Below are 21,946 nucleotides of genomic sequence, written 5' to 3' on the forward strand. Positions count from 1 at the left end.
TTTACCGTAGGAGCCGGCCTTGCTGGCGATGCAAGGCGCACCTTGCCTGAACGCCCTTTCGCCAGCAAGGCTGGCTCCTACAGAACTTAACGCTAACGACCTTCCAGCAGCCACTGCGGAATCCGCCGCTCCAGGTAATACCCCGGATTACGCAGGCTGCCGTCGACAAACCCCACGTGCCCACCCCGGCTGTGCAGTTCGAAATGCGTTTGCGCTGCCAGCTCGCTGGCGCTTGGCAGGCTGTGGTCGAACACGAACGGATCGTCGCTGGAGTGGATGATCAGTGTCGGTGTACGGTTCTCGCCCAGGTAGTAGCGGCTTGAAGCACGCCGGTAATAGTCGTGGGCATCGCTGAAACCGTTGAGCGGCGCGGTTACCCGGCCATCGAAATCCCAGAAGGTGCGCAGGTTGCGCAAAGGCCCCAGGCGCTCGATCTCGTCCAGCCCTTGTTGATGCCCTTTGTCGCGAAAATGCCGCTGCTTGTCCTGCACATAGGCCAGCATCTCGCGCATGAAATGCGCCTGGTACAGCTTCGAGAAGCCCAGCCCGATGCGATCGGCGCACTGGTCCAGGCGAAACGGCACCGACACCGCTACCGCCGCTTCCAGTTGGCTGGCCGAACCACTCTCACCCAGGTACTTGAGCAACACGTTGCCCCCGAGCGAATAGCCCACGGCGTACAGCGGCGCCAGCGGCCGTTGGGCGCGCAGGTGGCGGATGGTCTCGGCCAGGTCTTCGCTTGCCCCGGAGTGGTAGCTGCGCGCCAGCAGGTTGGGCTCGCCCGAGCAACCGCGCCAGTTCACCGCGACACTGGCCCAGCCTCGGGCCTGCAGCGCTTGCTGCAAACCTTTGACGTACGGGGAGTTGGAAGAGCCGGTCAGCCCGTGCAGCACCAGCACCAAGGGGGCATCGGGCTGGTGCGGACCATGCCAGTCGAGGTCGAGGAAGTCGCCGTCGGCCAGCCACAGGCGTTCGCGGTTGCGTGACAGATCGGGCAGCTTGCGCCAGAGGGGACCCCACAGTGTCTGCAGGTGCGGGTTGGACAGGCCGGTGGCCGGGCGGAACGTGGCGGTGAGGCTGGGCATGCTGGGCGACTCGTGATGTGCCCGTCTAGAGTGCCATGAAACACCGCCACTGTATCTGCGCTATTGGTCGGCTGCCACGCGCTGCCACAGCGCATAGTGCACCTGGCCGGTCTTCTTCTCGCGGTGCAGGCGCCAGTTGCCTGGCATCGGTAGCGTGGACGGAGCCGCCTCGCTCTCGGTGTAGATCCACGCCTGCTCGCGCAGCCACTGGCCTTGCTCCAGCAGGTTGCAGGTGTTGGCCAGCAGGTCCTGGTGGAAAGGCGGGTCGAGGAATACCAGGTCGAACTGCTGCTTGGTCGGGCCTTGCAGGTAACGCAGGGCGTCCGTCTGCAAGATCTGCCCGCGGGGGCAGCGCAACAGTTCGAGGTTGTGCTTGAGGTTGGCGATGGCGGCCGGGTTGCTGTCCAGCGCCACTGCGTTGTCGGCACCACGGGACAGCGCCTCGAGCACCAGGGCGCCGCTGCCGGTGAAAGCGTCAAGCACATGGGCGCCTTCGATGTAGGGCGCCAGCCAGTTGAACAGGGTTTCGCGCACGCGGTCAGGCGTGGGGCGCAGGCCTTCGCCTTCCGGCACTGCCAGGCGGCGGCTGCGCCACTCGCCGGCGATGATGCGCAGCTGGCCGGGGCCCTTGCTGGCGCCCGGTGCCGGGCGCGCTGGGGAGGTGGGTCTTGCCATTAATGCTCCGGTACGCCGAGCGGTTGCTCGACGGGTTTGTCAGTGGGGGCCGGCAGTGGCTTCTGCGGCACGGTCGGGCCAGCGGTGACGATCACCAACTGGTCGGCGGCCAGGTGCTTGGCCATGGCGGCCTTGACCTGCTCGACTGTCAGTGCCTGGGACTGCTGCATGAAGTCCTCCAGCCAGCTCAGCGGCAGGTTGTAGAAACCGATCGCGCCCAGTTGGCCGACGATGCTCGCGTTGCTGGCGTTGGACAGCGGGAAGCTGCCGGCCAGTTCACGCTTGGCGTCGTCCAACTCTTGCTGGGTCGGGCCATTCTTCAAGTAGTCGGCGAGGATGTCCTGGACCAGCTTGAGAGTACCTTCGCTCAGCTCGGCGCGGGTTTGCAGGTTGATCATGAACGGGCCGCGCACCTGCATCGGGCTGAACACCGAGTACACGCCATAGGTGAGGCCGCGCTTTTCGCGGACTTCGCTCATCAGGCGGGTACCGAATGCGCCACCGCCGAGGATCTGGTTGCCCAGCGACAGGGCGGGCCAGTCCGGGTCGTTACGGTCGATGCCGAGTTCGGCCAGCATCAGGTGGGTCTGCTTGGACGGGAAGTCGATGTGGGTCATGCCCGGCTTGGGTGCGTTCGGTTGCTCGGGTTTGGCCAGTGCCGGCCCTTTGGGCAGACCAGCGGACACCTGGGCGGCGATGGCCTCGGCTTCGCCGCGGTCGAGGTTGCCGACCAGGGCGATCACTGCGTTGCCGGCGCTGTAGGCCTTCTTGTGGAAGTCGCGCAACTGCTCCAAGGTAATGCCGGTGATGGTTTCGGCGGTGCCGTCGCTGGGGTGAGCGTAGGGGTGATCGCCGTAGAGGTTGGCGAACAGCGCCTTGCCCGCGAGCTTGCCGGGATTCTGTTTCTCATACTCGAAACCGGCAAGTATCTGGTTCTTGATGCGTTTGAGGGCGTCCTCGGGGAAGGTCGGTTTGCCGGCTACTTCGGTAAACAGCTTCAGTGCCGGCTCACGTTTGTCCACGGCGCTCAGGCTGCGCAGCGAGGCCACGGCCATGTCGCGGTAGGAGCCATTGCCGAAGTCCGCGCCGAGGCCTTCGAAGCCCTCGGCGATGGCAGTGACGTCCTTGCCGGCCACGCCCTCGTTGAGCATGGCGTTGGTCAGCGCGGCCAGGCCGGGGGTGCCGCCGTCCTGGCTGCTGCCGGCGGCGAAGGTGACGCGCAGGTCGAACATCGGCAGCTCGCGGGCCTCGACGAACAGCACGCGGGCGCCTTCGGCGGTGGTCCAGTTCTGGATGTTCAACTGACGGCGGCTCGGGGCCTTGCCGTCCAGCTCGGCCAGCGACTGCAATGCATTGGCCGGGCGGGCGGCGGTGGCGGGCTTGCCGGTATTCTCTGACTGGGCCGGGCGCGCCAGCAGCAGGGCGATGGCCACCACCAGCACGATGATCGCCAGGCCGAACAGGGTGTAGCGGGGTGCGCTGCGATCACTCATGTGCGGGCTCCTCGGGCAGTACGTGGGCAACGCTCAGGCGTTCGCGGGTGAAGTAGGTGCGGGCGGCGTCCTGGATGTCCTGCGGCGTCACGCGCTTGAGGTCGTCCAACTCGCTGTCGATCAGCTTCCACGACAGGCCGACGGTCTCCAGCATGCCGATGGTAGTGGCCTGGCTGCTGATCGAGTCGCGGTCGTAGACCAGGCCGGCGATCACCTGGGCGCGCACGCGCTCGAGCTCTTCAGTGGTCGGTGGGGTGGTCTTGAGCTCGTCGAGCAGTTGCCAGACGCCTTTCTCGACGTCGGCGAGGGTCTTGTGCTTTTGCACGTTGGGCGTGGCCGAAACCAGGAACAGGCTGTCGCCCCGGGTGAAGGCGTTGTAGCTGGACGAAGCGCCAGCCACCAGCTCCTGGCCGCGCTCCAGGCGTGCCGGCATGCGCGCGCTGTAGCCGCCGTCGAGCAGGGCGGAAATCAGGCGCAGGGCGTTGACGGTGCGTGGTTCCTTGGTTGTGGCCAGGCTCGGGACGTTGAACCCGTAGATCAGGCTGGGCAGTTGCGTGCGCACATGCAGGGTCAGCTGGCGCTGGCCCGGTTCGGCCAGCTCCAACGGCAGTTTGCTCGGTGGCACGGCGCGCTTGGGGATCGGGCCGAAGTACTTCTGCGCGAGGCTCTTCACCTCGTCAGGGGTGACATCACCGACCACCACCAGGGTTGCGTTGTTCGGTGCGTACCAGGACTCGTACCAATGGCGCAGCTCCTCGACCTTCATGCGTTCGAGGTCGGCCATCCAGCCGATGGTCGGGGTGTGGTAGCCGCTGGCTGGGTAGGCCATGGCGCGGAACAGCTCGAAGGCTTTCGCGTTGGGCTGGTCGTCGGTGCGCAGGCGGCGCTCTTCCTTGATCACCTCGATCTCGCGGCTGAACTCGTCGGCCGGCAGGCGCAGGCTGGCCAGGCGGTCGGCCTCCAGCTCGAAGGCCACCGGCAGGCGGTCGCGGGCCAGTTCTTGATAGTAGGCGGTGTAGTCGTCGCTGGTGAAGGCGTTTTCCTCGGCGCCGATGTCACGCAGGATGCGCGAGGCTTCGCCGGGGCCAACCTTGGCGCTGCCCTTGAACATCATGTGTTCCAGGGCATGTGAAAGGCCGGTCTGGCCCGGCGTCTCATAGCTGGAGCCGACCTTGTACCAGATCTGCGAAACCACCACCGGCGCGCGGTGGTCCTCGCGCACGACGACCTTCAGGCCGTTGTCGAGGATGAATTCGTGAGTGGGTTGCACATCGGCGGCGAAGGCCACCAGCGGCAGGCACAGCGTGCCGAGCAACAGGCCAGCGGCGCGGCGGGCTAGAGCATTCATACGGTGTTCAACCTGTTCGGCGGCCCGCTTGGGTTTAGCGTCGGCGGGCCAGGAGGTGCTAGGATACTGATCCGGTTGCCTGGCGACCATGCCTGTCGCCGTTCTGGCCCGCAGGCCCTTACGACAAAACGTTGCGCATGAACCCGCTGGCTTCACAGTAGTCTGTTCTGCGTGAGTAAGAATTCCCGATGCGCCATTGATGGCCCATCGCTACCCTGAGATAGCCGTCTTCCATGTTTGGTTCCAACGACGACAAAAAAGCGCCGGCCGCGGCCGGCGAGAAGAAAGGCCTGTTCAGCTGGTTCCGCAAGAAGCCGGAGCAACCTGTCGCCGAACAGCCGCACGCCCCACAACCGCCGGTCGAGGCAGCGCTCGAGCAGCCACCCGTCGAGCAGCCTGCTCCGGTGGCCGAGGCGCCCCAGCCGGTACCGGTAATCGCGCCGGTCGAGCCTGAGCCTGCCGTCGCCCCTGAGGTGGCGCAACCCGTGCCGGTGGCCGAGGTGCCCCAACCGGCACCGGTAGCCACGCCGGTCGCGCCTGAGCCTGCTGTTCCTCAGGCATCGCAGCCTGTTGAGCAGGTCGAAGCACCCCGGCCCGAGCCGGTGCACGTTGCGTTCGATCCGGCCCCGGTGCCACAGCCCCCTGCGCCAGTGAGCAACCTGGTACTGCCGGTCGCCGAGGAACCGGTTGCGCTGGTGCCTGATCTCGAACCCAAGGCCCCGCCTGCCATCCCAGAGCGCCCGGCCCCAGAGGTGCCTGAGGTGGTGGTTGCCGAACCCGCCCCCGTGGTTGTCGTTCCTGTGGTCGAGCCTGAGCCGGTCGCGCCTGTCGCGTCCACTCCGGTTGCCGCAGAGCCCGCGTCTGCCGCCGCCGAACCCGCCAAACCAGGCTTTTTCGCCCGCCTCAAGCAGGGCCTGTCGAAGACCAGCGCCAGTATCGGCGAAGGCATGGCCAGCCTGTTCCTGGGCAAGAAGGTCATCGACGACGACCTGCTCGACGAAATCGAAACCCGCCTGCTGACCGCCGACGTCGGCGTCGAGGCCACCTCGACCATCGTCCAGAACCTGACGCAGAAGGTCGCCCGCAAGCAGTTGGCCGACGCCGACGCGCTGTACAAATCGCTGCAGGAAGAACTGGCCGCCCTGCTGCGTCCGGTCGAGCAGCCGCTGAAGATCGAAGCGCAGAACAAGCCTTACGTGATCCTGGTCGTGGGCGTGAACGGCGCCGGCAAGACCACCACCATCGGCAAGCTGGCGAAAAAGCTCCAGCTCGAAGGCAAGAAGGTCATGCTCGCCGCCGGCGACACCTTCCGCGCCGCGGCGGTGGAGCAGTTGCAGGTGTGGGGCGAGCGTAACCAGATCCCGGTCATCGCCCAGCACACCGGCGCCGACTCGGCCTCGGTGATCTTCGACGCCGTGCAGGCCGCCAAGGCCCGTGGCGTCGATGTGCTGATCGCCGATACCGCCGGTCGCCTGCACACCAAGGACAACCTGATGGAAGAGCTGAAGAAGGTCCGTCGGGTGATCGGCAAGCTCGACGCCGACGCGCCGCACGAAGTGCTGCTGGTGCTCGACGCCGGCACCGGCCAGAACGCCATCAGCCAGGCCAAGTACTTCAACCAGAGCGTCGAGCTGACCGGCCTGGCCCTGACCAAGCTCGACGGCACCGCCAAGGGCGGCGTCATCTTCGCCCTGGCCAAGCAGTTCAACATTCCGATCCGCTTCATCGGTGTGGGCGAAGGTATCGACGACCTGCGCACCTTCGAGGCCGAACCCTTCGTCAAGGCGCTGTTCGCCGAGCGGGAACCTTCATGATCCGATTCGAACAGGTTGCCAAGCGCTACCCCAATGGCCACGTCGGCCTGCACGAGCTGAGCTTTCGGGCGCGCCGTGGCGAGTTCCTGTTCGTCACCGGCCACTCCGGCGCCGGCAAGAGCACCCTGCTGCGCCTGCTGCTGGCAATGGAGCGCCCGACCAGCGGCAAGCTGTTGCTGGCCGGGCAGGACCTGGGGCAGATCAGCAACGCGCAGATCCCATTCCTGCGTCGGCAGATCGGCGTGGTGTTCCAGAACCACCAGTTGCTGTTCGACCGCACCGTGTTCAACAACATCGCCCTGCCTCTGCAGATCCTCGGGCTATCCAAGGCCGAGATCGCCAAGCGCGTGGATTCGGCGCTGGAGCGCGTGTCGCTGAGCGACAAGGGCGAGCTGTTCCCGGCCGACCTGTCCACCGGCCAGCAACAGCGGGTCGGCATCGCCCGTGCCATCGTTCACCAACCGGCCTTGCTGCTGGCGGACGAGCCTACCGGTAACCTTGACCCGCGCCTGGCCGCAGAGATCATGGGCGTATTCGAGGACATCAACCGCCTCGGCACCACGGTATTGATCGCCAGCCACGACCTGGCGCTGATCGCGCGCATGCGCCACCGTATGCTGACGCTGCAACGCGGCCGCTTGATCGGCGATGGGGAGGCCGGGCAATGAGCACCACACGTACACCAAAGGTTTCCGAGCGCGTCGCGCCCAAGGCCGCCGATCCGCAACCGGCGAAGAAGAAACGCGGCGACCACGACGACGATGGCCCGGACTTCCGCACCCTGCTGCACGCCTGGCTGGAAAGCCACCGCGCCAGCCTGGCCGACAGCCTGCGCCGCCTGGGCAAGCAGCCGATCGGCAGCTTCTTCACCTGCCTGGTGATGGCGGTGGCGCTGAGCATGCCCATGGGCCTCTCGCTGCTGCTCAAGAACGTCGAGAAGCTCGGCGGTTCATGGCAGCGTGCGGCGCAGATCTCGCTCTACCTCAAGCTCGACGCCAGCAGCCGCGAGGCAGAGGCGCTGCGCGACGAGATCAAGGGCATGCCGGGAGTCGCCGAGGCCCAGTACGTCAGCCGCGAACAGGCGCTGGAAGAGTTCCAGCAGCAGTCGGGCCTGGGCGAAGCGCTGCGCGAGTTGCCGGACAACCCGCTGCCCGGCGTGGTGGTGGTGACCCCGACCGAAGTCGACAAACCCGCCCTGGAGGCCTTGCGCCAGCGCCTGTCCGAGTTGCCTCGCGTGGAAGCGGCGCAGCTGGACCTGGTGTGGGTGGAACGCCTGGCGGCCATCCTCAAACTGGGGGACCGCTTTGTGTTCGGCCTGGCGGTGATGCTGATTTCCGCCTTGCTGTTAGTAATCGGTAACACAATTCGTCTACATATTGAAAACCGCCGGGTGGAGATCGAAGTGATCAAGCTCGTCGGCGGTACCGACAGCTACGTGCGCCGGCCTTTCCTCTACATGGGCGCCTTGTACGGCCTGGGGGCGGGCGTGCTGGCCTGGGGCATCCTGGCGTTCGGCCTGAACTGGCTCAACGACGCGGTGGTCGGGCTTTCCGGCCTGTACGGCAGTGATTTCGCCCTGGGTGGCGTGCCGGCCTCGGATGGTCTTTCACTCTTGATTGGTGCAGTGCTGTTGGGGTATATCGGTGCATGGATCGCCGTCGCTCGTCACTTGAACGAGCTGGCACCGCGATAAATGTTTCATGGCCAGTATTGACAAAATTTTCATTCTGGAACTTGTACAACGGTTCCTTGTCTATGCTGGCAGTGCCCACAAGGCACGAGTCTGTAAGCCGGAGGTACTTGAATGACCACATCGTTGCAACCTGCCTATGCCCTGGTTCCTGGTGCAAACCTGGAAGCCTACGTGCACACGGTGAACAGCATTCCCTTGCTGACACCGGAGCAGGAGCGTGATCTGGGCGAGCGTCTCTACTATGAGCAGGATCTCGAGGCCGCTCGTCAAATGGTGATGGCCCACCTGCGTTTCGTTGTACACATCGCACGTAGCTACGCTGGCTACGGGTTGGCCCAGGCCGACCTGATCCAGGAAGGCAACGTCGGCCTGATGAAGGCGGTAAAGCGCTTCAACCCGGAAATGGGCGTGCGCCTGGTATCCTTTGCGGTGCACTGGATCAAGGCTGAGATCCACGAGTTCATCCTGCGCAACTGGCGCATCGTCAAGGTGGCCACCACCAAGGCCCAGCGCAAACTGTTCTTCAACCTGCGCAGCCAGAAGAAACGCCTGGCCTGGTTGAACAACGACGAAGTACATCGCGTGGCCGAAAGCCTTGGCGTCGAGCCCCGTGAAGTGCGCGAGATGGAAAGCCGCCTGAGCGGCCAGGACATGGCCTTCGACCCGGCGGCGGAAGCCGATGACGACAGCGCTTTCCAGTCGCCTGCGCATTACCTGGAAGACCACCGTTACGACCCGGCCCTGCAGCTCGAGGACGCCGACTGGAGCGACAACTCCAGCAACAACCTGCACGAAGCCCTGCAAGGCCTGGACGACCGCAGTCGCGACATCCTCTACCAGCGCTGGTTGGCCGAGGAAAAGGCCACGCTGCATGAGTTGGCGGAGAAGTACAGTGTTTCGGCCGAGCGGATTCGTCAGCTCGAGAAGAACGCGATGAACAAGGTCAAGGCACTGATTACCATCTGATCGGCGCCTGGCTGGATCGAAAAGGCCGCTTGCCTTCTGGGCAAGCGGCCTTTTTCATTTGTGTTGCCTGTACCGGCCTCTTCGCCGGCAAGCCGGCTCCTACAGGGGTTTCGCGATACCTGTAAGAGCCGGCTTGCCGGCGAAGAGGCCGGTACTGCAATCACACCACTCAAAGCTTGCGTGAAGCATCCAGCTGCATCAGGTAGCTCGGCCCACCCAGCTGGCTCATCTGTCGACGAATCCACCCCGCCCGGCTGGCCACGTAGGCGCTCGGACGGCTAGCGCTCCACTTGATCGGGCTCGGCAACACCGCGGCAAGCTGCGCGGCCTGTTGGCGCGTCAGGCGGCTGGCATCGACCCCAAAGTGATAGCGCGCCGCGGCTTGGGCGCCGAACACCCCTTTGCCCCATTCGGCGCTGTTCAGATACACCTCGAGAATCCGTTCTTTCGACCAGAACAGCTCGATCAGCGCCGTGAACCAGGCTTCCAGCCCCTTGCGCAGCCAGCTGCGACCGGACCACAGGAACATGTTCTTGGCCACCTGTTGGCTCAGTGTGCTGGCGCCACGGACCTTGCCGCCACGCTCGTTGTAGGCCAGGGCAGCCTGGATCGCGGGAATGTCGAAACCCCAGTGGCTGGCGAACTTCTGGTCCTCACCGGCAATCACCGCCACCTTCAGTTCATCGGAGATATCCTCCCATGGCGTCCAGTCGCGCTGCAGGTCGATAGGTTCGCCGTTGAACCATGACTCCACCTTGCGCTCGACCATCAGTGCCGTGCCGGGCGGCGGCACCCAGCGGAGCACCAGGACCACGACAATGCTGCCAGCAGCGAACCAGAGCAGGGCGCGGGAAAGGCGGCGGAGGAGGGATGACAGCATGGTGATGGCTTGGCCGGACCGTTGGAACGGGCCATTATACAGGCCCCTTTCGAGGAGTCGTCCCATGCTTCGCAGCTTCCTGATGCTTGCCGCGTTCTTCGGCTTTACCGGTGTCGCCCTGGGCGCCTTCGCCGCTCATGGTTTGAAGAGCCGCCTCAGCGCCGACTACCTGGCGATCTTTCATACCGGTGTCACCTACCAGCTGGTGCATGCCCTGGCGATCCTGGGCGTGGCGGTGTTGTCGGTGCACTTGCCGGGGCGGCTGGTCGGCTGGGCCGGTGGTCTGTTCGCGCTGGGCATCCTGCTGTTCTCCGGTAGCCTCTATGTACTGACCCTGAGCGGCCTGGGCAAGCTCGGCATGATCACCCCGCTGGGTGGCCTGTGCTTCCTCGCCGGCTGGCTGTGCCTGGGGCTGGCCGCCTGGCGCCTGGGCTGACCGAACGGTCCACAATCGCGACTAATGGCGCGTGCCGCCCTTGGGTTGCAAGGCGGATCGGGGCTAGAATGCGGGCCCCAAAGAACAATGGTGGCCGTGCGCATGCGCATTCAACTGAACGGTGAACCTTACGACCTGCCCGAGGGCGAGAGCGTCGCGGCGCTGCTGGGCCGGCTGGAACTGGCCGGCCGCCGGGTGGCGGTGGAACTGAACCTGGACATCGTGCCGCGCAGCCAGCACGAAAGCACGCTGCTTGCTGATGGCGACCAGGTCGAAGTGGTCCATGCCATTGGCGGTGGTTGAGCTACGCCCGGCAATTCACCCGAAAGCCCCGTAACCTTCCCAGAGGAACATCGATGAGCAACGTTCGAAGCGACAAGCCTTTCGTCCTGGCCGGGCGCACCTTCCAGTCGCGCCTGCTGGTCGGCACCGGCAAATACCGTGACATGGAAGAAACCCGTCTGGCCACCGAAGCCTCGGGTGCCGAGATCGTCACCGTAGCCGTGCGTCGCACCAACCTCGGCCAGAATGCGGGCGAACCGAACCTGCTCGACGTGCTGTCGCCCGACAAATACACCATCCTGCCGAACACCGCTGGCTGCTTCGATGCAGTCGAGGCGGTACGCACCTGCCGCCTGGCCCGTGAATTGCTCAATGGCCACAAGTCTCACGAGAACCGTACGCTGGTGAAGCTGGAAGTGCTGGCCGACCAGAAGACCCTGTTCCCCAACGTGATCGAAACCCTCAAGGCCGCTGAAGTGCTGGTAAAGGACGGTTTCGACGTGATGGTCTACACCAGCGATGACCCGATCATCGCCCGCCAGCTGGCCGAAGTCGGCTGCATCGCCGTCATGCCACTGGCCGGCCTGATCGGCACCGGCCTGGGAATCTGCAACCCCTACAACCTGCAGATCATCCTGGAAGAGTCCAAGGTACCGGTGCTGGTTGATGCCGGCGTGGGTACCGCTTCTGATGCCACCATCGCCATGGAGATGGGCTGCGAGGCCGTGCTGATGAACTCGGCCATTGCCCACGCGCAACAACCGGTGCTGATGGCTGAAGCCATGAAGCACGCCATCCTTGCCGGCCGCATGGCGTACCTCGCCGGGCGCATGCCGAAGAAACTCTATGCCAGCGCGTCCTCGCCGCTGGAAGGTCTGATCAAGTAAGAGCCCCCGATGACTGAATCGCAAGAAACGCCGATCACCGAAGACGGCGAAGCCCGCCCGCACCGTCGCATCAAGAGCTTCGTGATGCGCGCCGGGCGCATGACCGAAGGCCAGCAACGTGGTCTGGAGCAGGGCGGCCCGCTGTTCATCCTGCCGCTGGCCGACAGCCCGGTGGACTACGACCAGGTGTTCGGCCGTTCGGCGCCGCGCACCCTGGAGATCGGCTTCGGCATGGGCCACTCGCTGCTGGAGATGGCCACCGCCTCGCCGGAGCTGGACTTCATCGGTGTCGAAGTGCACCGCCCAGGTGTTGGCGCGCTGCTCAACGGCGTACTCACTCAGGGCTTGAAGAACCTGCGGGTGTACGACTGCGACGCCATCGAGGTGCTCAACCGTTGCGTGGCCGACAACAGCCTCGACCGCCTGATGCTGTTCTTCCCGGATCCGTGGCACAAGGCGCGTCATCACAAGCGCCGTATCGTCCAGCCGGAGTTCGCCGAGCTGGTGCGCCGCAAGCTGAAGGTGGGCGGCGTGTTCCATATGGCAACCGACTGGGAGCCCTATGCCGAGCACATGCTGGATGTGATGAAGGTGGCACCGGGTTATCGCAACCAGGCGGCCGATGGTGCTTATGTGCCGCGCCCGGAAGAGCGCCCGATCACCAAGTTCGAGCGCCGTGGCGAGCGCCTTGGCCATGGGGTGTGGGACTTGAAGTTCGAGAAGGTGAACTGAGCGGGATTCGTTCGGCATCTCCTTTTAGGGCCTGCAATTTTGCAGGCGCAAAAAAACCGCCTTGAGAAAGGCGGTTTTTTTATGCGGGCTTTGGGTTACGAGTCCTGAGCCAGCCTACTTCAGTGTCACTGGAGAGACTTCACAAAGGTGATACTAGGGCTACCTTGAAACTACGTCAATGATGGAAATATCCAGCATTAACTGTGAACGTGCCAGTAACAGCATTGGATTTTCGACTGGCGTAAAGTGGCACCGCTCTCATGTGGAATAATCCAGTGGCGGGCCGGGAAACGAATTCATTCACGCTCTCGGCCCCTTCGACGCGGCCCACGAACCGCGCTGGTAGTTTCTCGAAGGGCCATTCACCTGGCCACTTCACTGGAGAGACTTCACGTGATCTCCGAAGGCATCGAAGTGCCGGTCAGATGCTGGAAGATTGGCCCAGCCAACACGGAGGCCAAGGCATATGAAGCGTTTGCTGAATACGCTGAGCCGTGTCTGGAAGCTCATCCGTATCCTGGTCATATTCAGGTCCGCAAGAGACTTCCTGCGCGATCACTTTGACGATGCCCGCTAAGGGTTAGTCGGGTGAGAAGCTGCCCTGGCGCGCCAGGGCGGCTTTTAGCAAGCGCTCAACCCCGGCGATCAGCCACCACGCCAATCAACACCAGCACCACCAGCAACACCGGTGCCAGTGCATAGTTGTTGAACTGCCCCAGCCCCTTCACGACCCACGGCGTTGCATAGATCAGTGCCGCGCCGCTGCCGATCATCACCAGCAGGGCCATGAACGGCACGCGCAAGGCGCCGGCCAGGCCACCCAGGCGCCCTTCCACCCAGCCTTTGATATCGGTACCGAACAGCACCAGCAGGCAGCCCACCAGGGCCAGCGAGATCTCCGACAGGTTGCTGCGGCTCCAGCGGGAAACGGTCGAGAGCAGGTCAAGTACCAAGTCCATGGGTCATCCTTAATTCAAGAAGTACTGCAGCAGGTCGTTGAGGAACAGCTGGCCACGCGGTGTGGCTGCCAGCCGATCCGGTTCGACCTGCAAAAGGCCCTTTTGTTCGGCTGCGCGGCGGGCTTCGGCGAGCTGCGCCAGGGGCAGGCCGGTGCGCAGGCTGAACAGCTCGGCCTCCACGCCGTCGGTGAGGCGCAGCGCGTTCATCAGGAACTCGAAGGGTAGCTCTTCGGCTGGCAGCAGTTTCTCACCGGCCTTGAACGGTTTGGCCGGATTCAGGTAATCCTTCGGCAGGCGGGTCTTCCAGGTGCGCAAGATGCGCCCGTCCGGGAACGACAGCTTGCCATGGGCACCCGCACCGATGCCGATGAAGTCACCGAAACGCCAGTAGTTCAGGTTGTGCCGTGCGGCACGACCGGCCTGGGCGTAGGCCGAGACTTCGTATTGCCGGTAGCCATGTTCGGCCATCAGCGCCTGGCCGGCTTCCTGGATGTCCCAGAGGATATCGTCCTCCGGCAGCTCAGGCGGCTGGTTCCAGAACACCGTGTTCGGCTCTACCGTCAGCTGGTACCAGGACAGGTGCGTCGGCGCCAGTTCGATGGCCTGACGCAGGTCGCCCAGGGCATCGTCGAGCGACTGGTCCGGCAAGCCGTGCATCAGGTCCATGTTGAAGTTGTCGAAGCCTGCCACGCGTGCCATATCGGCAGCGCGTACTGCCTCGTCACCATTGTGGATGCGCCCCAGTTTCTCCAGCTTGGCCGGCTGGAAGCTTTGCACGCCGATGGACAGGCGGTTGATGCCAGTCTGGCGGTAAGCCTTGAACTTCTCTTGCTCGAAGGTGCCCGGGTTGGCTTCGAGGGTGATCTCGATATCCGTGGTGAACGGGATGCGTTGCTCCACGCCGCGCAGCAGGCGACCCAACGCATTGGCGCTGAAAAGGCTCGGGGTGCCGCCACCGAAGAAGATCGTGCTGATGGGGCGACCCTGAACGGCATGCAGTTCCTGGTCGAGGTCAGCGAGCAAGGCATCGATGTATTCGTCTTCCGGCAACGACGGGCCGGCCTGGTGCGAGTTGAAGTCGCAGTACGGGCACTTGCGCACGCACCAGGGGATATGGATATACAGCGACAGCGGCGGGAGCTCGGGAAGGATCAGGCCCGCCGGCTGCAAGGACAGCTTGTCGGTCATGCCAGGCCCAGACGTTGACGCAGCAGGGCCATGGCGCGGGCGCGGTGGCTGAGCTGGTTCTTGTCGACGGGGGCGAGGTCGGCGCTGGAGCACTTGCGCTCCGGGACCCAGAACAGCGGGTCGTAGCCGAAACCGTGCTCGCCACTGGCCTCGAACAGGATGCTGCCGTGCCACAGGCCTTCGCAGAGGATGGGCAGCGGGTCGTCGGCGTGGCGCACCAGGGCCAGGACGCAGACGAACTGCGCGCCACGTTGCTCATGGGGCACATCTTTCAGCGCCTCGAGGAGCTTGGCGTTGTTCGCCGCATCGCCCTTGCCGTCGGCGTAGCGCGCCGAGTAGATGCCTGGCGCGCCGCCAAGGAAGTCCACCGCCAGGCCCGAGTCGTCGGCCAGGGCCGGCAGGCCGGAGATGCGCGCGGCGTTGCGGGCTTTCAGGATGGCGTTCTCGACGAACGACAGGCCGGTCTCTTCCGGCTCCACCTGGCTGAACTCACCGATCGAACGCAGGTGCACGGACTCGCCGAGCATGGCTTGCAGTTCTTTGAGCTTGCCGGCGTTGTGGCTGGCCAATACGAGTTGCTGGAAATTCATCATTCGCCTGGGAACACTTCCTGGTTGAAGCTGAGTTGATTGCTGACGCCACCGGTTTCGACATTCAGGTCGAAGGTCAGGGTTTCAGCCTGGTCGATCTTGAACTGGGCGATGTAGTACACCGCGCCCTGGTCGGTGATCTGCTTGAACGACAGCGGGCTGCTACGCCCGGTCAAGTCCTTGACCGTGCCGCTGACCACCGAGCTGGCCGGCTTGCCACCCTTGAGCACGGCGATATTGAGCACGCCCTGGTTCTTGCTGCGGGTCAGGCCCGTGGCGGCGGCAATGTCGGGTTGCAGCATGCTCGAGGTGAAGGCGCTGTAGTGGACCGTCACGTCGCCGAACACTTCCTTGCGCTCTGGCTTGGCGGCATCGGCAGCCAGCACTGGCAAAGCCAGGCACAGGCTGATCAGAAGCAGTGCTAGTCGACGCATGATCCCATTCCTCCGTTCGCGAGGGTCAGACCGCGAGCTGATGCTCCTGCAGGCCCGGGCTGCTGACCCGATAGATACCGATCTCACCTAGAAGATTAGGCCATAGCCGGCCACCCAACCCGTTACGGTGCAGACGGTCGACGGCCAGGCGGTCGAGTACCTTGGCGTGGCGCTCGTGGCAAAGGTTCTCGAAGTCTTCGAAGGTGCAGAAGTGGATGTTCGGGGTGTTGTACCAGGTATACGGCATGAAGTCCGAGACCGGCATGCGACCCTTGGTCGCCAGGTACCAGCGGCAACGCCAGTGGCCGAAATTGGGGAAGGTGATGATGCACTGGCGCCCCACTCGCAGCATTTCGTCGAGGATGCGGTCGGGGTACTCCACGGCTTGCAGGGCCTGGGTCATGACCACCACGTCGAAACTGTTGCTGGCGAAGTTGCCCAGGCCCTTGTCCAGGTCCTGCTCGATGACGTTGACGCCCTTGGCCACGCAGGCGGCGATGTTGTCGGCGTCGATCTCCAGGCCATAGCCGGTGACGTTCTTGCGCTCGCGCAAGGAGGCCAGCAGTTCGCCGTTGCCACAGCCCAGGTCGAGGACCCGGCTGCCGGCGGGGATCCAGTCTTGGATGATTTCCAGGTCGGCTCTCATGCTGTCCTCAGATGACGATGCGGTTCATGTAGTTCGCGAAACCCTGCATGTAGCGAGGCGTGGGGATCAGGAAGGCGTCGTGGCCGTAAGGCGAGTCGATGTCCAGGTAGCAGACGTTCTTGCGCGCGGCCATCAGCGCGTCGACGATCTCCCGCGAGCGAGCCGGCGAGAAGCGCCAGTCGGTGGTGAACGACATGATGCAGTAGTCCGCCGTGACATGGGCCAGGGTCGCCGCCAGGTCGCCGCCATGGGCCGCGGCCGGGTCGAAGTAGTCCAGCGCCTTGGTCATCAGCAGGTAGGTGTTGGCGTCGAATCGGCCGGAGAACTCCTCGCCTTGATAGCGCAGATAGCTCTCGACCTGGAACTCGACGCTGTGGAAGTCGTAGTTGAGCTTGTCGCTCTTGAGCTCGCGGCCGAATTTCTCGCCCATCGAGTCGTCGGACAGGTAGGTGATATGGCCGACCATGCGCGCCAGCATCAGGCCGCGCTTGGGGATTACGCCCTGGTCCTGGAACGAACCGCCGTGGAACTCGGGGTCGGTGAGGATGGCCTGGCGTGCCACTTCGTTGAAGGCGATGTTCTGCGCCGACAGCTTGGGCGCCGAGGCGATATCCACGCAGTGGCGCACGCGGTCCGGGTAGGTGATGGTCCACTGCAGCGCCTGCATGCCGCCCAGGCTGCCGCCGACGATGGCGGCCCAAGTCTGGATTCCTAGGCGATCGGCCAGGCGCGCTTGGCTATGCACCCAGTCTTCGACCGTCAGTACCGGAAAATCGGCGCCGTAGGGCTTGCCGGTAGCCGGGTTGACACTGCTGGGGCCGGTGCTGCCGTTGCAGCCGCCCAGGTTGTTCAGGCTGACCACGAAGAAGCGATTGGTGTCGATGGGTTTGCCGGGGCCAATGCAGCTGTCCCACCAGCCCGGCTTGCGGTCGGTGGCGGCGTGGTAGCCGGCGGCATGGTGATGGCCGGACAACGCATGGCAGATCAGCACGGCGTTGCTGGCGCTGGCGTTGAGCTCGCCATAGGTTTCGTAGATGAGTTCGTACGCGGCCAGCGAGCGGCCACAGGCCAGGGCCAGCGGTTCATCGAACCGGGCGATTTGCGGTGTTACCAGACCGACGGAATCTTCGGGAAGGACAGTGGACATCGACCCTGCTCACGCTTGACGGAGGCGTAAGTCTAAAGAGCGCTACCCCCAGCGGCAAGCAAAGGCTTGCCGCTGGATGCAGGCGGGGTCAGATCATCCGCCACAGCTCTTGCGGCATGCCGGCGTAGGCCGCCAGTTGAGGCATGAGGAACGACTGGATCACCTGGATGGCGATGAAGGCGAAGATCGGCGAGATGTCCATGCCACCGAGGTTCGGCACCAGGCGGCGGAACGGCGCCAGCACCGGTTCGCTGATCTGGTAGGCCAGCTCGGCGGCGGGGTTGTGGCTGTTGGGCGCGACCCACGAGACGATCACCATGACGATCATCGCCACCCAGAAGATCTTCAGGAACAGCGAGGTGACGCCCAGGATCGCCCACATCAGCAGGTGCAGCACATCACCGAAAGTGCCGTAGGTGAGCATCAGCACGAAGGCCATCAGCAGCCCCTGGATGAGGATCGACAACAGCAGCGAGGAAGTGTCCAGGCCGGCGATGCTGGGGATCACCCGGCGCAGCGGCTTGAGCAGTGGCTGGGTGGCGCGCACGGCGAACTGGCTGAGTGGGTTGTAGAAGTCAGCCTTGACCAGTTGCAGCACGAAGCGCAGCAGGACGATCGCCAGGTACAGGCTGACCAGGGTTTGCACCACGAAGATCGCGGCGCCAGACAGTGCATTCATCAATGGCTCCTTATTTGCCCAGTTGTTCGGCCAGTTCGGCGGAGCGTGTCGCCGCAGCTTGCAATGCCTGCTCGACGATGGCTTCGAAGCCGCTGGCCTGGAACGATTTGATCGCCGCCTCGGTGGTGCCGGCCGGCGAGGTGACGCGGCGGCGCAGTTCGGCGGCGTCGACGTCGCTGGCAACGGCCATGTGCGCAGCGCCCAAGGCGGTCTGCAGGGTGAGTTGCGAGGCGGTTTCACGTGGCAGGCCGAGTTTCTCGCCCGCGGCGGTCATGGCCTCGATCAGCAGGAAGAAGTAGGCCGGGCCACTGCCGGAGACGGCGGTGACGGCATCCAGTTGCTGTTCTTCGTCCAGCCACAGGGCAGTGCCCACGGCGGACAGCAGCTGCTCGGCCTGCTGGCGTTGCTCGGTGGACACTTCCTGGGTGGCATACAGGCCGCTGACGCCTTGGCGCAGCAATGCCGGGGTGTTGGGCATGCAGCGCACCACCGGGATGGCGCCCAGCCACGCTTGCAGGCTGGCGCAGGTGATGCCCGCGGCGATGGAGACGACCAGTTGGCCGGCTTTCAGGTCCGGCTTCAGTGCCTCGCAGACGGCTTTCATGACCTGCGGCTTGACTGCGAGCACGATCACGTCGGCGCCGTCGATAGCTTGTGCGTTGCTTTCGAATGCTTCGATACCGTGTTCGGCCTGGATCCGCGCGCGGGTCTCGGCACCCGGGTCGCTGGCGCGGATCTGCGTGGCGTCCAGGCCCTGGGCGCGCAGGCCGCCGATCAGGCTGGCGGCCATGTTGCCGGCGCCGATAAAGGCAATACGAGTCTTGCTCATGTCAGGTCCTTGAGGAAAAGAGTGAGTTAAGCATGGGTTCAGGGCTGGCCGTAGTCGCGGGCGCCGAACAGGGCGGTACCGATACGGACCCAGGTCGCTCCTTGGGAGATGGCGGCTTCCAGGTCGTGGCTCATGCCCATCGACAGGGTGTCCAGGCCGAGATCCAGTCGCTCCTGAAGCTTGCGCAGAGTGGCAAAGGCCGCCTCCTGTTCGGTGCGGTCATCGGTCGGCTCCGGGATCGCCATCAGGCCACGCAGGCGCAGGCCGGGCAGGGCGTTCACGGCCTGGGCCAGGGCCGGTAGCTCGGCAGGTGCGCAGCCGGACTTGCTGTCTTCGCCGCTGACATTCACCTGCAGGCAGATGTTCAGCGGCGGCAGCTTGGCCGGGCGTTGTTCCGAAAGGCGTTGGGCGATTTTCAGGCGGTCCACGGAGTGTACCCAGTCGAAGTGCTCGGCGATGGCCTTGGTCTTGTTCGACTGGATGGGGCCGATGAAGTGCCAGATCAAGGGCAGGTCAGAGAGTTCCTTTTGTTTTGTCAGGGCTTCCTGAAGGTAGTTCTCGCCGAAGTCGCGTAGGCCACAGCCATGAGCCTCGCGGATGGCGCTGGCCGGCTTGGTCTTGCTCACCGCCAGCAGCTGGAGGCTGGCCGGGTCGCGGCCGGCAGCCTTCGCCGCGTTGTCGATACGGGCGGAAATGGCCGAAATGTTCTCTGCTAGGGTGGACATGGTTCGTCGCCGGCGGCTTTGGGGTCTGCGGCATTCTACCTGCTTGATCGCCGTTGGGGAGTCTCATGGATGTGACCGATCTGCTGGCCCAGGCCGTGGCTGCGGGTGCAAGCGACCTGCACCTGGCCGTGGGCGAGGTGCCGCTGCTGCGCCTGGATGGCGAACTGCGACGCATGGCGTTGCCGGTGCTTGGACCTGCAGCGCTGGAGCAGGGCCTGGCTGGATGGCTCGATGATGGGCAGCGCCAGCAATGGATGTCGGGTGATGAACTGGATCTTGCCTTGGTTGTGCCCGCTCTGGGCCGCTTCCGGGTGAACCTGTTTCGCCAGCGCAATGGGCCGGGGGCGAGCATACGGCTGATCCCGGCGCGAGTGCCGAGCCTCGATGAGCTCGATCTGCATGATGTGTTTCAAGCTTTTGCAGCGAACCGGGATGGCCTGGTGCTGATTGGTGGTCCCACGGGGAGCGGCAAGTCCAGCACCTTGGCGGCCCTGGTCGATGAGCTCAATCGGGAGTACGCGCTTCACGTCGTCACCTTGGAAGACCCTGTCGAATTCATTCATCAAGGCCAGCGCAGCCTGGTCAACCAACGAGAAATTGGCCGCGACAGTCGCGACTTTGCCCAGGGTTTGCGCAGTGCGTTGCGCCAGGACCCCGATGTGATCATGGTCGGTGAACTGCGTGACCTGGAGAGCATCCGCCTGGCACTTCGAGCTGCCGAAACAGGGCATTTGGTGCTGGCCTCGGTGCATACGCGCTCGGCGGTCAACAGTATTGATCGCTTGGTGGAGGTGTTCGCCGCCGAGGAAAAGCCGCTGATGCGCACGATGTTGGCGGAGTCGCTGCAGCTGGTGGTGGCGCAGAGGCTGGTCAGGCGCGTGGCTGGCGGCAGGGTTGCCGCTAGGGAGGTGCTGGTGGTGACGCCGGCGGTGCGCAACCTGATCCGCGAGGGGCGGATGGTGCAGATCTGTTCGTTGATGCAGGTCGGGGCGGCACAGGGGATGGTGACGATGGAAGAGGCGACACGGCGCTTGAGGCAGCAAGGCTTGATCGACTAGATCAGGCGCCACATGTCTCCTGTAGGAGCGGCTTTAGCCGCGAACACCGGCAATGCCGGTGCCAGGCACCGCGTCGTTCGCATCGCGGCTAAAGCCGCTCTTACAAGGAGCGTGCCGAATTTTTACTCAGCGCTTGGCCAGGCTCAGAGCCTGCTGTTGGGCCTTGGGCAGCACACGCTTGGCCACCACGTAACGCTTCTGCCAGTAGGGTTTTTCCAGGCTGTCGATGCTCACCCGCTTGCCGGTGCGTGGTGCGTGGATGAAGCGGTCGTTGCCCAGGTAGATGGCGACGTGGTTGACCCGGCGGCTCTGGATGTTGAAGAAGATCAGGTCGCCCGGCTTGAGGTCGTCCCGCGCCACTTTCACGCCCTGGCCCTGGGCCATGGCGTTGGAGGTGCGCGGCAGGTCGATGTCGGCCACATCGTTGAAGGCGTACTTGACCAGGCCGCTGCAGTCGAAGCCCTTCTTCGGTGTGCTACCGCCCCAGCGATAGGGGGTGCCGAGCACGTTCACGGCGCGGCTGAGCACTTCGCTGCTCTGCTTGGGCGACATGGCCACGGCCTGCAGCGCCTGGTGCTTGGCGGCATTGCTCGGGCGGGCCTGCACGTTCAGGGTGCTTTTGCGGTACTGGACCGGGGCGCGTTTCACCGTGGCGTCGGCGTTGGTCGTATAACCGGTGAAACCGCTGGGAAGACGTTGCTCACGATTGGTGGCGTGGGCGGCCAGGGGCAATAATAGGCAGAGGGTCAGCCATGTCTTGAGGAAAGGCGGCATAGATGAAGCTCTTTATAAGTGTTGGCGCGCAACTTTATAACAGCTTTTTGATCTCATTCTGATCCACTGGTCGTTTGGTTCCGTACCATACGTCGGGTCAAAACGAAAAAGTCACATTTTCCGTTAGAAAATTTTCAGCTATCCCGCGAGGGCTTCGAATGAATGGTTATCAACAGGGGGCGCCCCTTCACGACACCCACAGCAAGGTGCTCGGCTACCTGCTGTGGATCTTCGGCTTTACCGGCGCGCACCGCTTCTACTACGGCAAGCCGATCACCGGGACGATCTGGTTCTTCACCCTTGGCCTGTTGGGTATCGGCTGGCTGATCGACCTGTTCCTGATCCCGTCGATGGACCGTGAGGCGGACATGCGCTTCGAGTCAGGTGGCGTGGACTACAACCTGGCGTGGATCTTCCTGACTTTCCTCGGGGTGTTCGGCGTGCACCGCCTGTACCAGGGCAAGTGGATCAGCGCATTGATCTACCTGTTCACCGGCGGCGTGTTCCTGTTGGGGGTGCTGTATGACTTCTGGACGCTCAACAGCCAGATTTCGCAAGTGAACGCCGAGCGTCGGCGGGCTTGATAGCGGCAAGCCACGAGCTGCAAGCTGCAAGAAGAGGCACGG

Annotated in this window: 25 protein-coding genes; 10 read left to right on the forward strand and 15 right to left on the reverse strand. The window is 64.2% G+C overall.

The features are described 5' to 3' along the window. Nucleotides 1–92 precede the first annotated feature (92 nt). Genes NGM28_RS10435 through NGM28_RS10450 form a run of 4 tightly spaced genes read right to left on the reverse strand, consistent with a single transcriptional unit; the run spans nucleotide 93 to nucleotide 4,601 of the window. Nucleotides 93–1,085, reverse strand: coding sequence for a hydrolase (locus NGM28_RS10435; protein WP_240063966.1), 993 nt, complete (start codon nucleotides 1,083–1,085; stop codon nucleotides 93–95). A 60-nt stretch (nucleotides 1,086–1,145) separates the two neighbouring features. Continuing rightward, a complete protein-coding gene (rsmD, locus tag NGM28_RS10440; protein WP_240063965.1) occupies nucleotides 1,146–1,760 on the reverse strand; it encodes a 16S rRNA (guanine(966)-N(2))-methyltransferase RsmD in 615 nt (204 codons plus the stop codon). Continuing rightward, the gene (locus tag NGM28_RS10445) at nucleotides 1,760–3,253 is read right to left on the reverse strand and encodes a M16 family metallopeptidase (RefSeq protein WP_252090052.1); all 1,494 of its coding nucleotides are present in this window, start codon (nucleotides 3,251–3,253) and stop codon (nucleotides 1,760–1,762) included. Before NGM28_RS10445 ends, rsmD begins: the two co-directional genes overlap by 1 nt. Further along, nucleotides 3,246–4,601: a M16 family metallopeptidase gene (locus tag NGM28_RS10450; protein WP_240063963.1), complete on the reverse strand. Its 1,356-nt coding sequence runs from the start codon at nucleotides 4,599–4,601 to the stop codon at nucleotides 3,246–3,248. The genes NGM28_RS10445 and NGM28_RS10450 overlap by 8 nt, the downstream gene beginning before the upstream one ends. A 233-nt stretch (nucleotides 4,602–4,834) precedes the next feature. Here NGM28_RS10450 and ftsY point away from each other — a divergent pair, with 233 nt between their 5' ends. The 4 genes from ftsY to rpoH all read left to right on the forward strand — a co-directional run bounded on the left by ftsY (nucleotide 4,835) and on the right by rpoH (nucleotide 9,074). Next, nucleotides 4,835–6,415: a signal recognition particle-docking protein FtsY gene (ftsY, locus tag NGM28_RS10455; RefSeq protein ID WP_252090054.1), complete on the forward strand. Its 1,581-nt coding sequence runs from the start codon at nucleotides 4,835–4,837 to the stop codon at nucleotides 6,413–6,415. Further along, entirely contained in the window at nucleotides 6,412–7,083 is a 672-nt protein-coding gene (gene ftsE / locus NGM28_RS10460; RefSeq protein WP_011531723.1) for a cell division ATP-binding protein FtsE, read from the forward strand. The genes ftsY and ftsE overlap by 4 nt, the downstream gene beginning before the upstream one ends. Then, nucleotides 7,080–8,108, forward strand: coding sequence for a permease-like cell division protein FtsX (gene ftsX / locus NGM28_RS10465; protein WP_252090056.1), 1,029 nt, complete (start codon nucleotides 7,080–7,082; stop codon nucleotides 8,106–8,108). Before ftsE ends, ftsX begins: the two co-directional genes overlap by 4 nt. A 111-nt stretch (nucleotides 8,109–8,219) precedes the next feature. Then, complete coding sequence (gene rpoH, locus NGM28_RS10470; RefSeq protein WP_240063960.1) at nucleotides 8,220–9,074, forward strand: RNA polymerase sigma factor RpoH; 855 nt, start codon at nucleotides 8,220–8,222, stop codon at nucleotides 9,072–9,074. A gap of 169 nt (nucleotides 9,075–9,243) precedes the next feature. Here the strand turns inward: rpoH and mtgA are convergent, their stop codons facing one another. Further along, nucleotides 9,244–9,954, reverse strand: a complete 711-nt coding sequence (mtgA, locus tag NGM28_RS10475) for a monofunctional biosynthetic peptidoglycan transglycosylase (RefSeq protein WP_252090058.1) — start codon at nucleotides 9,952–9,954, stop codon at nucleotides 9,244–9,246. A 64-nt stretch (nucleotides 9,955–10,018) separates the two neighbouring features. On the opposite strand from mtgA, the gene NGM28_RS10480 reads away from it, so the two are divergent. The 4 genes from NGM28_RS10480 to trmB all read left to right on the forward strand — a co-directional run bounded on the left by NGM28_RS10480 (nucleotide 10,019) and on the right by trmB (nucleotide 12,291). Next, the gene (locus NGM28_RS10480; RefSeq protein WP_011531727.1) at nucleotides 10,019–10,390 is read left to right on the forward strand and encodes a DUF423 domain-containing protein; all 372 of its coding nucleotides are present in this window, start codon (nucleotides 10,019–10,021) and stop codon (nucleotides 10,388–10,390) included. 102 nt (nucleotides 10,391–10,492) lie between these two features. Beyond that, nucleotides 10,493–10,693: a sulfur carrier protein ThiS gene (gene thiS / locus NGM28_RS10485; RefSeq protein WP_044488631.1), complete on the forward strand. Its 201-nt coding sequence runs from the start codon at nucleotides 10,493–10,495 to the stop codon at nucleotides 10,691–10,693. A gap of 53 nt (nucleotides 10,694–10,746) precedes the next feature. Further along, nucleotides 10,747–11,559, forward strand: coding sequence for a thiazole synthase (locus tag NGM28_RS10490; protein ID WP_252090060.1), 813 nt, complete (start codon nucleotides 10,747–10,749; stop codon nucleotides 11,557–11,559). A gap of 9 nt (nucleotides 11,560–11,568) precedes the next feature. Further along, nucleotides 11,569–12,291 (forward strand): tRNA (guanosine(46)-N7)-methyltransferase TrmB, encoded by a 723-nt coding sequence (trmB, locus tag NGM28_RS10495; RefSeq protein ID WP_252090062.1) that lies wholly within the window; start codon nucleotides 11,569–11,571, stop codon nucleotides 12,289–12,291. Nucleotides 12,292–12,923: 632 nt separating this feature from the next. Here trmB and NGM28_RS10500 read toward each other — a convergent pair. The 9 genes from NGM28_RS10500 to NGM28_RS10540 form a co-directional block, all read right to left on the reverse strand. After that, entirely contained in the window at nucleotides 12,924–13,250 is a 327-nt protein-coding gene (locus NGM28_RS10500) for a DUF3392 family protein (RefSeq protein ID WP_110735365.1), read from the reverse strand. A gap of 9 nt (nucleotides 13,251–13,259) precedes the next feature. Next, nucleotides 13,260–14,438 (reverse strand): radical SAM family heme chaperone HemW, encoded by a 1,179-nt coding sequence (gene hemW, locus NGM28_RS10505; protein WP_252090064.1) that lies wholly within the window; start codon nucleotides 14,436–14,438, stop codon nucleotides 13,260–13,262. Then, on the reverse strand, nucleotides 14,435–15,031 hold the full coding sequence (gene rdgB, locus NGM28_RS10510) for an RdgB/HAM1 family non-canonical purine NTP pyrophosphatase (protein WP_240063955.1): 597 nt from the start codon (nucleotides 15,029–15,031) through the stop codon (nucleotides 14,435–14,437). Before rdgB ends, hemW begins: the two co-directional genes overlap by 4 nt. Further along, nucleotides 15,028–15,462 (reverse strand): DUF4426 domain-containing protein, encoded by a 435-nt coding sequence (locus NGM28_RS10515; protein WP_252090066.1) that lies wholly within the window; start codon nucleotides 15,460–15,462, stop codon nucleotides 15,028–15,030. The genes rdgB and NGM28_RS10515 overlap by 4 nt, the downstream gene beginning before the upstream one ends. A gap of 25 nt (nucleotides 15,463–15,487) precedes the next feature. After that, on the reverse strand, nucleotides 15,488–16,108 hold the full coding sequence (gene metW, locus NGM28_RS10520; protein WP_011531735.1) for a methionine biosynthesis protein MetW: 621 nt from the start codon (nucleotides 16,106–16,108) through the stop codon (nucleotides 15,488–15,490). A 7-nt stretch (nucleotides 16,109–16,115) separates the two neighbouring features. Beyond that, nucleotides 16,116–17,255: a homoserine O-succinyltransferase MetX gene (metX, locus tag NGM28_RS10525; RefSeq protein ID WP_240063953.1), complete on the reverse strand. Its 1,140-nt coding sequence runs from the start codon at nucleotides 17,253–17,255 to the stop codon at nucleotides 16,116–16,118. 88 nt (nucleotides 17,256–17,343) lie between these two features. Then, a complete protein-coding gene (locus NGM28_RS10530) occupies nucleotides 17,344–17,934 on the reverse strand; it encodes a YggT family protein (protein ID WP_240063952.1) in 591 nt (196 codons plus the stop codon). A 10-nt stretch (nucleotides 17,935–17,944) separates the two neighbouring features. Then, nucleotides 17,945–18,763, reverse strand: a complete 819-nt coding sequence (proC, locus tag NGM28_RS10535; protein WP_252090068.1) for a pyrroline-5-carboxylate reductase — start codon at nucleotides 18,761–18,763, stop codon at nucleotides 17,945–17,947. 38 nt (nucleotides 18,764–18,801) lie between these two features. Then, nucleotides 18,802–19,488 carry a YggS family pyridoxal phosphate-dependent enzyme gene (locus tag NGM28_RS10540; RefSeq protein WP_252090070.1) on the reverse strand — a complete coding sequence of 229 codons (687 nt, stop codon included), beginning with the start codon at nucleotides 19,486–19,488 and terminating at the stop codon, nucleotides 18,802–18,804. A gap of 65 nt (nucleotides 19,489–19,553) precedes the next feature. On the opposite strand from NGM28_RS10540, the gene NGM28_RS10545 reads away from it, so the two are divergent. Then, complete coding sequence (locus NGM28_RS10545; RefSeq protein WP_252090072.1) at nucleotides 19,554–20,546, forward strand: type IV pilus twitching motility protein PilT; 993 nt, start codon at nucleotides 19,554–19,556, stop codon at nucleotides 20,544–20,546. A 126-nt stretch (nucleotides 20,547–20,672) separates the two neighbouring features. Here the strand turns inward: NGM28_RS10545 and NGM28_RS10550 are convergent, their stop codons facing one another. Beyond that, nucleotides 20,673–21,320 carry a C40 family peptidase gene (locus tag NGM28_RS10550; protein ID WP_252090074.1) on the reverse strand — a complete coding sequence of 216 codons (648 nt, stop codon included), beginning with the start codon at nucleotides 21,318–21,320 and terminating at the stop codon, nucleotides 20,673–20,675. 158 nt (nucleotides 21,321–21,478) lie between these two features. On the opposite strand from NGM28_RS10550, the gene NGM28_RS10555 reads away from it, so the two are divergent. Further along, on the forward strand, nucleotides 21,479–21,904 hold the full coding sequence (locus NGM28_RS10555; RefSeq protein ID WP_240063947.1) for an NINE protein: 426 nt from the start codon (nucleotides 21,479–21,481) through the stop codon (nucleotides 21,902–21,904). Nucleotides 21,905–21,946: the final 42 nt, after the last annotated feature.

It is taken from the genome of Pseudomonas sp. MWU13-3659 (assembly GCF_023757525.1).
GTDB lineage: Bacteria > Pseudomonadota > Gammaproteobacteria > Pseudomonadales > Pseudomonadaceae > Aquipseudomonas > Aquipseudomonas entomophila_E.